The organism is Yersinia sp. LJYL362 (assembly GCF_048323875.1).
This window is the reverse complement of record NZ_JBLWEX010000162.1, coordinates 1-12,697: the sequence shown is the minus strand read 5'-3', so window position 1 is coordinate 12,697 and position 12,697 is coordinate 1. Positions and strand designations below refer to the sequence as shown.

The window sequence follows — 12,697 nt, the reverse complement described above, 5'->3', positions numbered from 1 at the left end:
GATAAAGCGAAAAAAGCCTGGTGGATCGAGCAAGATGCCAGCCGTAGCAGTGCCAGTTATTGGACTGATGCACTGGCACAAGTTGCCAGCGACGATGGCAACTTTGCTTTATTGGCTCAAGAAGAGCAGCAAGTGAAAGCGGTCACACTTGAGCAGGTTAATGCCTTAGCTGCCCAATGGTTAGGGCGCAATCCAAAAGTGTTTAGCCTGAGTCCGGCGAAGTAACAGTACGGATATAGGGATACGGAATGACCTTCCGTATCTCATCGGCCTACTCAAAACCATCATTGTACAAGTTATTGTCTATCCGGATTGCCTCACTTATAATAGATGACAGAATTCAGAATAAGTGAGGGTTATCTCTATGAGAACAATAAGTTATAGTGAAGCGCGTCAGAACTTATCGGCAACTATGGTGCAAACTGTTGAGGATCGAGCCCCCATTCTCATCACCCGTCAAAATGGGACTTCTTGCGTCTTAATGTCACTTGAAGAATATGAGTCATTGGAAGAAACCGCTTATTTACTGCGTTCACCAGCAAATGCCAAACATTTAATGGACTCAATTGAAGAGCTGAGGGCAGGAAAAGGGGTGCAAAGGGAACTTGAAGAGTGAGAATTACATTTTCTAGTCATTCTTGGGCAGACTATTTGTATTGGCAACAAACAGATAAAAAAATCCTTAAGCGTATTAATGAGTTAGTTAAAGATATTCAAAGAACACCATTTGAGGGAAAGGGGAAACCGGAACCCCTTAAACATAATCTGGCAGGATTCTGGTCACGGAGGATCACAGAGGAGCACAGACTTGTTTACGAGGTTTCCGGTGATGATTTATTGATTGCAGCTTGTCGTTACCATTATTGAACCCTGTATCAAGCCGTAATTAATTTACTGTGGGTGGGCTTGGGGTTGTTGCCACCGCCAGAGACACACCTGCAGCTCGAAGTCGTTTTAATATACTGAATAACAACGAGCTTTTGGTATTACTGACCATGCGAGGGCTAGGCACCAAACCCGTGACACTGAGGACAATACCGTCTGGGCTTAATTGACTGAATTTCACAGAGGGAGCGGGGGTATCGAGTATCGATTCGTGTTCTTCATAAGCTTCTATCAGCAGCGCTTGTGCCAGTTCAACATCTAAATCCAGTGGGAATGTCAGGGCAATAGTGACCACCCCTTGCGCATTAGCCATCGTAGCGTTACGCACATTCTGTGAAATCAATTGAGAGTTTGGCACGATAACTGTCGAGCGGTCGCTAAGTTGGATTTCTGTGGCGCGGACATTAATACGCCGAATATCCCCCTCAACACCACTAATACTGATTAAATCTCCCACTTTTACCGGCCGCTCGGTGAGCAAAATAATGCCGGAAATAAAGTTCTTCACAATTTCCTGCAAGCCAAAGCCGATACCCACTGATAATGCACTGACAATCCAGGCTAATTTATTCCACTGAATACCGAGCACTGATAAAGTCACCAGGATGACCAGCACATAACCGATATTACTGAACAGAGTGACTGCTGAGGTTTTTATCCCTGTATCCATCTGGGTTTTTGGCAAAAATTCATTATTGAGCCAACGCCGCGCGGCCTTGAGTACATATAATCCAACCAGCAAACAAATAACCGCATTAAGCAGGTTAGTGGGAACGATATTGAGTTTTTCCAGCCCCTCACCACTCAATAACTCCATCGCCTTTTGCAGCAGTGAAATCGGGGTGGTAGAACCAAAGGTGCCATTGAGCAAAGCAATAATCGCCAGCAATATGAGGGTGACTTTGCTGGTGGCCGATAATAGTGTTGCCGCTTGCGCTAAATGCCGATCGTCTATGTTCAGCGATTGTTTAATAGCTTTACCGGCACTGCTGGTGGGTGAAAATAGACTCTCCGCCAAATCAACACAGAGATGTGTCAGTAAATACAAACAGGCCAGAACCAGGCAACTCCACACCAGTTTGTAGCTTAAGAATTTCGCCAGTGCGATATATCCCACCAATAAAGATAATAATATGGCGATTGCAGTAATACCGATGGCCAAGTGAATCAATCCGGCTAAGGTGGAATAAGCTTCAGGTTTTTCACCATTGACCATTAAATGACGCCGTATTCGGTTGGCACGTAATGGAATAATCGCGGCGGTAAGAGCCACTAAGAGCGCCGATATTCCATTGCCAAAAATCGTTCCCGATACACTGATATTGATCATGTTGTTCATTTGATCAATGGCACCAAAAATCATGATGCAACTGGCTAATAAAGGGGGGAACAGCTTGAGAGAGGCGGCGACTTCATCAGCAATGGCGGGTAAACGCCAAGAGGGGCGCTGGTTGGATAAGAACGCTCGTCCGAGGCCTGCGACTAATGCAGAGAAAAACATAAGCTGAACAAACGCCAGCGAAAAGTCCATCACCACCTGCGAGACATCCGGCGTGCGAGTGAATGTCTGGGTGATACATTGCGCCATGGTGACGGTAATCAGCACGGTGTACAAGGTGGTCGCTGAGGCCATAAAACTGCGGCGTAATGGGCCTTGAGGCAGGCACTTGCTACAAAACCAGGCGGTTAGGTTGTCGAGAAGCTTAAAGCCAAATGCACCGATCAATAGTGTCAGCAACAGGTACATTGCTGTACCGGTGCGCCATTCGGGTTCCCAAGCTGCATTCCAGGCATCAGCCAACTCTTGCAGAAAATCCTTCAGCCGCTGGTCATCATCGACATTGGGATTGACGATAGGTGCCCAAAATTTAGCCCCCAAAATGCTGCCGGAATTTAAGGCAATTTGTGATTTCAGCGTGGTTCGCCGTAACGTAATAATCTGTGTTGCCAGGTTTTCCGCATTGGTCTTAATGGCCTGAGCTTGATCATTCTGGCCCTCTAACTGGACTTTACGGGTGTTGAGCGCTCGGCGTTGTTGGGCCACTATCGGGGTTTCTGTCAGAGTACCGGCAGCCGGCTGCGGGCCTAAAACATCCAACTGTGTTTGCAGTTGTTCTCGCTTGGGCTTTAAATCAGCGAGCAGGATGTCAACATCCCGAACTAGCGTCAATGCCGTTTCATTCAGCGCACTTAACTGATTGTCTGATGTACTGACAGACACACTCTGTTTTAGTTTATCTAGCTGTTTTTGCAAGCTAATTAATTGTACAGATACTGCCGGTTTCGCCGGTTCTTCACTGCTTTCAGTCGAGGTGTCTGATGCTGTCGCGGCAAAGGCCGAACCTGTCGTTGATATCGCCACCAGTGACGCGCCAATAAGCGTCAGCAACAGACAGAGTAGGGGATAATATCGAGATGAAACAACGTACCCATTCTTTTTCATAAAACCTATCAGCCCGAATGTGAGTGCCACAATTAACCCATTTATTAGTGTAGTTATGCCTACCTTAGAGTCATTGTGGCATACCTTGCGAGTTACGGAATAATCTTACTCCGATAATTACTCCCCTAAATCAATTCTTAAAGATAATAATTATCATTGTAATTACTACTCTCATTTAATAGATTGTGCGCTGCACTTAAGGACCCACGATACGTGGCGCACCGGTGGGGTACTCGCCAGGCGAAAATGGCAAGGGATGCTGATAAATAACCATCTACTTTATCTGGGGAAGATAACCATGCTCTCGGCTTTTATTATAAAGCGCTCTGCTATTTTATGTTCACTGGCTATGTTTATTCCATTAGCCTCCATTGCCGACGATACAATAGAAGTGACGGCTAAAGCAGGTCACGAGGCCGATTTACCCACCTTGGGCTACACCGCCAAAACCACCAAGGGGGCCACCAAAACCGATCAGCCGCTAATTTTGACCGCACAAGCGGTATCTGTGATTACCCGCCAGCAGATGGACGATCAAAACGTAGCGACGGTTAATCAGGCGTTGAATTACACACCGGGCGTTTTCACCGGTTTTTCGGGTGGCGCGACCCGTTATGACACGATTGCCTTACGTGGTTTCCATGGCGGCGATGTGAACAATACCTTCCTTGATGGGTTACGCCTACTCAGTGATGGCGGCAGTTATAATGTGCTGCAAGTGGACCCGTGGTTCCTCGAGCGTATTGATGTTATCAAAGGCCCATCTTCAGCGTTATACGGCCAGAGCATCCCCGGCGGCGTGGTGATGATGACCTCCAAGCGCCCGCAGTTTACTTCTGAAGGCCATTTCCGCCTGACCGGCGGCAATAACAATACGCAAGTTGCAGCATTTGATTATACCGATGCGATATCTGAGCACTGGGCATTTCGCCTGACCGGGATAACCCGTAACAGTGACACTATGTATGACCATCAGCGCGAAGAGCGCTATGCGATTGCCCCATCATTATTGTGGCAACCCGATGAAAATACATCGTTATTACTGCGCGCCAATTTGCAAAAAGACCCTTCCGGCGGTTACCACAGTGCGGTACCGGCTGATGGCAGTATCTATGGGCAGAAGTTAAGCCGTGGCTTCTTTGATGGCGAAAGCAATCACAACGTATTTAAACGTTGGCAGCAAATTTATAGCTCTGAATTTTCACACAAATTTGATGATGTTTGGTCTTTCCGCCAAAACGCCAGCTATACCCATTCCAATACTCAGTTAGAGCAAGTTTACCAAGGGGGCTGGAATAGCGACCGAACATTGATGAACCGCTATTACTCTGGAGAAGAGTCTTCACTCAATGCCTTTGCCGTAGATAACCAATTGGAAGCCGATTTTGCTACGGCGGCAGTTGAACACAAAGTCATGTTGGGTCTGGACTTCCAGCAGTTCCGCAATAATTTGCGCAGTGATAATGCTTATGCCACGACACTGAATCCTTACACGGGCGTTTCTGGTGGCAGCACGTTGTATCGCGATTATTCGTTGACCATGCCCGGCATTAATTCATCCTATTTAAATCGTCGCTATCAACAAAGTGGCGTTTATCTGCAAGATGAAATGACGTTGGATAATTGGCACCTGAATCTTTCCGGCCGCTATGATCGGATGAAAACGGAAAATATTGATAAGACCGCCAATAGCACCGATGAGCGTACCGATAAACACGCCAGCGGACGCGCTTCACTGCTGTATGGTTTCGATAGTGGTATTTCACCGTATATCAGTTATAGCCAAGCTATCACGCCAAGTTTATTCCCGGATGCGCAGCAAAAACTGCTGAAGCCGATGACCAGCGAGCAGTATGAAGTGGGGGTTAAGTATCAGCCACCGGGCAGCACCTCTCTCTATTCCGCCGCCTTATATGACCTGACTCAAAATGATGTGGCAAACCGTGCAGTACCGGCGACTTATTATGTGCCAGCAGGTAAGGTGAATTCACAAGGGCTGGAACTGGAAGCCAGAAGTCAGATTAATGACCGATTAAGTGTGATCGCGGCTTATACCTATAATCGCGTGAAATTCAAAGATGCCATTGATGGCAATGATGGTAATACACCGGTGTTAGCACCTTCCAATATGGCATCGCTGTGGGCGCAATATGAAGCGGGTTACGGCATCAATGTGGGGGCGGGTATTCGTTACATTGGCAAGCAGTGGGCGGATGATGCCAATACCTTGCGTGTCCCTTCTTATACGCTAGGTGATGCCTCTGTTCGTGCTGATCTAGGAGCATGGGCAGCATCATTGAAAGGCGCGTTTGTTCAATTGAATGTGAATAATATCGCAGATAAGAAATATGTCGCCGCCTGCTATAACACTTCGTATTGCTACTGGGGCGCAGAGCGCTCAGTACAAGCGACAGTGGGCTACGATTTCTAATTAATCAGTATAAATAACGCCAGTCTCAGACCCGCTTAATAGGCCCGAGACTGGCGTTTTGAAACAGGATAACATCCTGAGAATTTAGCTGTCTTATTTATGTTACTCAACAAAAAATAGACTCTCATTTAATGATATTCTCCCCCCACCGATTAGCTCGGTGAAAAGTGCCAAAATCATTAAACCTAACCCCCATTTCTTTCATTATTTTATAGGCCACTGGTGCTGATAATTGCCTTATATAAAAAGGTTCATTAACAACAAAATGATGTATTGCATGGGTGCCGCCAAAGTTAACACAGAAAAAATTCATTGGCCAGAGCCACCAGGGATTTAGAATCTGTGTCTCTTGAACTACATTACCACGTTCATTATCCCCATGATAATGCAAGTTAGATGTTATAAAGTGTAGGCAAAATGACCAAAGCATATTAGGGCCAACAATTATCACGGTTGATATATTAATGAAATTTATTATATTAATAGTTGTTTCGGACCAGAGGATCGGGCTACCCATTAATAAAAATAAAAGGCTAAGTAAGTGAAAGAGTAAGAATGAATACCATATTAATGAATAGACTACGGCAAAGGGGGTAAATGATTTTGCAGAAAGTGAAAGTAATTTATAACGTTCTGATGATGATTTAGTATTAACCATTAAAACAATCGCTGCTGCAACTAAATCACTCATCATAAGAAATCGCAGTAGACCCCATTGTCGTCCATTACCTAAGAATTTCTCTTCTATATCCTCTTCAGTTCCAGAGAGTTGATGATGTTTTAAGTGCTCCTTACGCCTAATCCAAGGGTTAGCTGTGCTGGGGCGAATAAGCCATACCATTATCATCATAAAGTTATGCATAAAACGGTTTTTTTTGAAGTATAAACTGTGGATTAAGTCGTGTTCAATTTCGTGTGCTAATGAAATACATAAGGTATTTACGATCAAACAACACCACCAAGGAATATAGCCATATAGATAAAATAGTGAACTTGACACTATGGTTACTATAATTACCATAAATATACTAAAACCTAAAATATCTTGGTGTTTTAGAATGGGATGACGAAGCTTTAGGTCTTTACAATAATTAATAATTACTCTTCTGATTTTTTTTGATCTTTCACTGTCATTCTCTTCTGTTGAATTAGATGAATATATGTTCATGATTCTCTCCTCAACAAATGATATTAATAAATTATTTTTAATATCATTTATTTATAAATATCTGAAGTAAATTGCTTTGCATAGCCAGAGTTTACAATAGGTGCGGTAATTAATTCTGATGGGGGTGCGAGTATCTTGATGAGGTAATTTATCTTTTCAATTGTGGGGTTGAGAAAATAGCTAGCGGTCGTATCTGATAAGTAATGAGAAAAGCTGTTGCATAGTTCTTGTAATATTTCATTATCTAAAATATTTTTTTGCTGTATTTCCTGAATAATAAGATCCAACGCATAAGCATAGCTCAACACTTGTGCTTCAGTATGGGTGAATTTACGCTTTTGGCAGTTTGCCACTATTTTCTTTTCTAAAATTTGTGCAATATTAGTTGGAGCAATATTCTGATTTTCAAATTTATTTAGCTGTACTAGATAGCTGGCAATTTGGTAGGACATAACTGAGTTATCACCGGCGAAAGTTATATTTGCTTCACAGTCATTTTGTATGCTAATTATTTGATTGTAATGATGATATCCCAGCGCTCCACACATCATACGACATTTACGTAAAATATCTAAGCCTAATGATGAACCAATATATTTTCCTGCGCTAGCTAAAATTTTCAATTCATTATGCGCGCTTTCATTATCCCAGTTTTTTTTAAAGCGCCCAATGATAATGTTATTTAGAATGCGCAGAGAGAATGCCTTTAGTAACTCTGGATATAACCTTTGGTAAAATAACGGTTGCATCAGCAGAGTTTGATAATTAGGCTCCAGTGTGATAGCACGATGTTGAGAAAACTTAAATGTAATATAAAGCGCAACTGATGCACATAAACTCCCGCCGCTCAATGGGAAAATACGCTCTTGTAAAAAAGTTTCAAATGCTTTTGCAAAACGTTGAGGTTTTGAATGCTGACTTAAAAACGTCCCTTGTGAAGAAATACTGGAATAACGTTTCATCATTGCATCAAGCGGTAAACTCACTTGATTAAATCGAATGCCGGCAAATTGAGAACCATGAATACCGCCTTTCGGTCCACACGACATAACACTTATGCCAGAAAATAAAGTGCCATATTCTTTATCCCTCAATGGTACTCTAAACCAGTGAATCCCTTCATCACAACCATTGACAATAAGCCTTGCCAAGACCATACCGACAGTTGCAGCATAAAGGGCGTTACCTACCCAGAACTTACAGGATTCAGGTGTTGGTGAGTGGAGAAATAACCTTTTTTGTGAGTGAACGTAGGTGACTGTAGTTTCTATATTATGCAAATTGGTACCACAGGCTATTTCAGTGCAACAAAAGGAGTAAATATGGTGTAGGTTAATTATCTCATTATGATATTTATTCATTTGAGTTGTATCAGATTGTGTAAATACCACGTTTCCAGCAATGAGATGTGCAACAATGGATATACTCAATGAAACATCGAAAGCACCAAATATAGCAATGTTTTGACATAACTCATCGAATCTTGATTGTTTGGCTTGCCCGAGCCACATGTCATTATTAATCAAATCCTCCTGAAAAATAACATGCATCCTTTTTACTGTTAAAGCCATATAATCATGCAGTGAGATATGATGTTTTATTCTAGGATCAAATAACTTCATTCCAAGGATTTTTTTAACTTTATCATCGCAATCCATAAGTATCCTCCGATAATAGTCTGAAAATAATTAATATCCTAATGGATTTGATTCCTTTTCATGGTACATATATAGTATATATATTATAAAAATAAACATTACTCATTGTGGTCGTTGGTTTCAATGTATTCACATTTAAAATAAGTATCATTATTATTAAATTTAGCGATAATCATTTGTATAAACTGAGAATAATTATATGTATAATATATTTTATAGTAATGATTACTTAGTGAAGATAATGATGATGCTCAATTTGATTAGCTCTTGAGAGATAATATTTTGTGGGGAGATAAAATATCGGATAGGATTTAAAGAGGCTGAATAGAAAAATATTGTTGTTAGCGGCCCACCTTATTGGTGGGCCACCGTAGGATCCAATGGCATTCCTCTTCTCAGCGCCAAAATGGGCGGCTGTAATCTCGCTTAATATCCTCTCGGCTCAGGCCAATATCTTTTAGCTGATCTGAATTCAATCTCGCCATGACATTGGCTGCTTTACGCCGCTCATTCCATTGATACGAATATCTGTATGCTTTTAGCCATAATTGAATAAAAATATTTTGGCGATTTTTTGCAGCTCTAACAGTTGACGAGCAGCATTCATCTATTTGATCTTCAATTATATTATTCATCATCGACTCCCCGTCAGTAGGTGAGCCATTAGCATGAAGCTTTGGTGCAAAACATGACAGATGCAAATTAGGACTATTATTTCCATACAGATATGCGATATATCAACTGAATGGTACAATTTCGCTCCATCTGTACTGCTTTACTCGTCATACTTCAAGCTGCATGTATGTTGGTTACCTTCGTTCACCCCAGTCACTTACTTGTGTAAGTTCTTGGGGACTCGCTCAGTTGCCGCCTTCCTGCAACTCGAATTATTTAGAGAAATTACTCATTTACCAGGTGATATCAATGACTCGTTACCAACAACTGGCTGATATTCTTAGTCAGCGGATTAAAGCAGGGCTGTATGTTGCAGGTGAGCGACTCCCCTCGGTCAGACTCTTGAGTGACGAGCATGGGGTGAGTATTAGCACCGTACAGCAGGCGTATCGGCAACTGGAAGAGTGCCTGTTGATTGAAGCGCGGGCGAAGTCGGGTTATTTCGTGCGTTGTAGTTCAAATCTGCCCTCTTTACCTGCAACCTGTACCCATGCACAGCGGCCGGTCGAGATATCGCAGTGGGAAAATACACTGGCGTTTTTGCAAAAAAGCGATTTGGATAATGTTATCCATCTGGGGGGCGGCTCACCAGATCTGTCTGGCCCTGGGCTTAAAATTCTCAGCCGCTTATTGAGCCGGGTGAGTCTTCATCAGAGTGAAGAAGTGCTGGAATACGACAATATTTACGGCTCGCCAGTATTACGTGAACAAATCGCCCGCCTGATGCTCGACAGCGGTAATCATCAATCAGCTGAAAATATTATTATTACTTCCGGGTGCCATGGCGCGCTGGCTATTGCATTAGGCGCGGTTTGCCAGCCCGGTGATATTGTGGCGGTGGATTCCCCCAGTTTTCATGGCGCGATGCAAACCCTAAAAGGGATGGGCATGAAGGTGATTGAGATCCCAACCGATCCGGTGGTGGGGATCAGTCTGGAAGCCTTGGAAATGGCTTTGGATCAATGGCCGATCAAGGCCGTGCAACTGACGCCGACCTGCAATAATCCTCTGGGCTACAATATGCCGGATGAGCGCAAAAAGGCGCTGCTGACTCTTGCCCAACGCTATGATGTCGCCATTATTGAAGATGATGTGTATGGCGCACTGGCTTATCAATACCCGCGCCCACCGACCATTGCCTCATTTGATGATGATGGCCGGGTATTGCTGTGCAGCTCCTTCTCAAAAACGGTGGCTCCGGGTTTGCGTATTGGTTGGATTTCTCCGGGGCGCTATTTGGATAAAGCGCTGCATATGAAATATATTTCTGCCGGGCGGGTTGCTTCACTGCCACAACTGGCGATGGCCGAATTTATCAAACAAGGCCATTACATGCAGCATTTACGTCGGATGCGCCGCCAATACCAACGCAACCGTGACATTATGACTGGTTGGGTGATGAAGTATTTCCCGCCGAATACTTGCCTGAGTCGGCCGCAAGGCAGCTTTATGCTGTGGGTTGAGTTACCACATGGGTTTGATAGCTTGCGTCTTAATCGCTGCTTATTACCCTTAGGTGTGCAGGTAGCCGCCGGATTTATCAGCTCGGCTTCAGGTAAATATCGCAATTGTTTGCGGTTGAGTTACAGCAAACCGATGACGGCTGAAATTGAACGCGCCGTGCAAAAAGTGGGCAAGACAATTTATGAATTGTTGGCGGAGGATGAGCCTAAGGTAGCTGAAAAGCAAAACCAGCCTTAGTCTGGCTCAGACTGTTGACAAACCTCGACGACTCGATCTTGCAAGGTGAAGGCAGGTAGAAGAGTAAAGCGTCCGCGCCAGGGATGGCGCGGCTCGAGCCCCCAAGGACGGGTTTACGGCGTCTTTACGATCTGCCTGTTTTCACCGCTATGGGCACTTTGTCATCAACCTCACCAGCCTTAGGTTGGCTGCTACTGACGCAAATAGATCTGTGGCAGAGCGCTTTCCGGATGACGTGAAATGCCCAGATCAGCTTGATACCAGCGGGTCAGTGTTTCGGCATTGAGCACTTCCTCCGGTGTGCCACAAGCTACCAGTTCGCCCTGTGCTAACAGCAAAATACGGTCGGCATAGAGTGCGGCCAGATTCAAATCATGCAGCACGCAGCACACCGCCAGAGGTTCTTGGTGAGTGAGCTGGCGCAATAGGCGCAGGGTGTGTTGTTGATGGTACAAATCTAATGCAGAAGTCGGTTCGTCGAGGAACAACCAGCGCGGGGTCGGTTCAGGTTGCCACAGTTGCGCTAACACACGAGCGAGTTGAACCCGTTGTTGCTCGCCTCCGGACAGCGCGCGGTAATCCCGCTGCGCCAGTGCCAGACAGTCTGTTTGTGCCATCACTTCTTGCAGCGCCTGGCGATGATGGGCCGCTCCATAAGGTGCGCGACCCATTTGAATCACTTCACGAACACTGAAAGGAAAAGCCAAATCACTGTATTGGCGCATCACCGCTCGGGCGCGGGCCAATGCTTGGGGCGGCCAGCTAGTGAGGTTTTTCCCCAGCAACTGGCAGTGACCTTCAGAGGGGGCAAGATAGCCGGTTAATAAGCGCAATAGAGTGGATTTCCCCGCGCCGTTTGGCCCAATAATGGCCACCATTTCACCGCTGGCAATGTGTAGCGAAACGTTATTAATCAGCTTTTTCCCCTGAACATGGTAGGAAAGCTGATTCGCTTCTAATCGTGCGGTATCTGTTATATCAACCACTGCGTTGCTCCCGCTGACGTAAAATCAGCCACAGAAAATAAGGGCCACCCAGTAGGCTAGTGATTAACCCAACCGGCATTTCAGCGGGTGCGACTAAGGTTCGAGCCAGGGTATCGGCGGTCAATAGCAGACAAGCCCCGCCCAGCGCCGCTCCGGGTAGCAGCCAGCGGTGATCTGCCCCGATCCGCATGCGGATAAGGTGCGGAACGACCAACCCGATAAAACCAATCACACCACTGACGGCAACGGCGGCACCAATCAAAATCGCGCTGAGTAACAGCAAGCGCAGTTTGGCTTGCTTTACATTTACACCGAGGTAGTGCGCTTCTTCATCTCCTAGCTGCAACAGGTTCAACTGGCGTGCTTGCAGCAAACCGAGCATACAAGCGGGCAGAATCAATGATGCTGCTACCATGAGTGTCGACCACTGCGCTTGACCTAAACTGCCCATGCTCCATAGGGAGAACTGGCGTAATTGTTGATCATCACTGATATAAGTCAGCACGCCGACCGCTGCACCACATAGCGCATTGATCGCAATACCGGCCAGCAGCAAACGGGATAAGTTGCCATGCCCCCAGCGGCTGAGAGTGAAGATAATGGCGGAAATCGCCAGGCTGCCGATAAAGGCACCGACCATATGACTGTAAAGCGCCAGCAGTGGCGGCAGACTGAATGGCATCACAATAATCAGCCCGACACACAGGGCTGCGCCACTGCTGATCCCCAACAGGCCGGGGTCTGCCAGTG

11 protein-coding genes are annotated in these 12,697 nt (G+C 45.1%); 5 read left to right on the top strand and 6 right to left on the bottom strand.

The window, feature by feature from the left end:
- The 3 genes from ACNSO8_RS07730 to ACNSO8_RS07720 form a co-directional block, all read left to right on the top strand.
- On the top strand, positions 1–225 hold a 225-nt coding region (locus ACNSO8_RS07730), incomplete at its 5' end, for a hypothetical protein (protein ID WP_418394309.1).
- Between the two features lie 139 nt (positions 226–364).
- Entirely contained in the window at positions 365–616 is a 252-nt protein-coding gene (gene yefM, locus ACNSO8_RS07725) for a YoeB-YefM toxin-antitoxin system antitoxin YefM (protein ID WP_075338748.1), read from the top strand.
- A complete protein-coding gene (locus ACNSO8_RS07720) occupies positions 613–867 on the top strand; it encodes a Txe/YoeB family addiction module toxin (RefSeq protein WP_075338747.1) in 255 nt (84 codons plus the stop codon). Before yefM ends, ACNSO8_RS07720 begins: the two co-directional genes overlap by 4 nt.
- A 19-nt stretch (positions 868–886) precedes the next feature.
- On the opposite strand, the gene ACNSO8_RS07715 is transcribed toward ACNSO8_RS07720, so the two are convergent.
- Positions 887–3,328 carry a DUF3772 domain-containing protein gene (locus ACNSO8_RS07715; protein ID WP_418394308.1) on the bottom strand — a complete coding sequence of 814 codons (2,442 nt, stop codon included), beginning with the start codon at positions 3,326–3,328 and terminating at the stop codon, positions 887–889.
- Between the two features lie 298 nt (positions 3,329–3,626).
- On the opposite strand from ACNSO8_RS07715, the gene ACNSO8_RS07710 reads away from it, so the two are divergent.
- Entirely contained in the window at positions 3,627–5,759 is a 2,133-nt protein-coding gene (locus ACNSO8_RS07710) for a TonB-dependent siderophore receptor (RefSeq protein ID WP_418394311.1), read from the top strand.
- Positions 5,760–5,883: 124 nt separating this feature from the next.
- Here the strand turns inward: ACNSO8_RS07710 and ACNSO8_RS07705 are convergent, their stop codons facing one another.
- The 3 genes from ACNSO8_RS07705 to ACNSO8_RS07695 all read right to left on the bottom strand — a co-directional run bounded on the left by ACNSO8_RS07705 (position 5,884) and on the right by ACNSO8_RS07695 (position 9,220).
- On the bottom strand, positions 5,884–6,927 hold the full coding sequence (locus tag ACNSO8_RS07705) for a fatty acid desaturase (RefSeq protein ID WP_418394307.1): 1,044 nt from the start codon (positions 6,925–6,927) through the stop codon (positions 5,884–5,886).
- Positions 6,928–6,974: 47 nt separating this feature from the next.
- Complete coding sequence (locus tag ACNSO8_RS07700; RefSeq protein ID WP_418394306.1) at positions 6,975–8,585, bottom strand: hypothetical protein; 1,611 nt, start codon at positions 8,583–8,585, stop codon at positions 6,975–6,977.
- Positions 8,586–8,980: 395 nt separating this feature from the next.
- Positions 8,981–9,220 carry a DUF1127 domain-containing protein gene (locus ACNSO8_RS07695; RefSeq protein WP_221869510.1) on the bottom strand — a complete coding sequence of 80 codons (240 nt, stop codon included), beginning with the start codon at positions 9,218–9,220 and terminating at the stop codon, positions 8,981–8,983.
- Positions 9,221–9,509: 289 nt separating this feature from the next.
- On the opposite strand from ACNSO8_RS07695, the gene ACNSO8_RS07690 reads away from it, so the two are divergent.
- Positions 9,510–10,961 (top strand): PLP-dependent aminotransferase family protein, encoded by a 1,452-nt coding sequence (locus tag ACNSO8_RS07690; protein WP_418394305.1) that lies wholly within the window; start codon positions 9,510–9,512, stop codon positions 10,959–10,961.
- A 191-nt stretch (positions 10,962–11,152) separates the two neighbouring features.
- On the opposite strand, the gene ACNSO8_RS07685 is transcribed toward ACNSO8_RS07690, so the two are convergent.
- Both ACNSO8_RS07685 and ACNSO8_RS07680 read right to left on the bottom strand, forming a co-directional pair.
- Positions 11,153–11,938, bottom strand: a complete 786-nt coding sequence (locus tag ACNSO8_RS07685) for a heme ABC transporter ATP-binding protein (RefSeq protein WP_418394310.1) — start codon at positions 11,936–11,938, stop codon at positions 11,153–11,155.
- Between the two features lies 1 nt (position 11,939).
- Positions 11,940–12,697, bottom strand: a 758-nt coding sequence (locus ACNSO8_RS07680; protein WP_418394304.1) for a FecCD family ABC transporter permease, incomplete at its 5' end; no start/stop codon positions are given.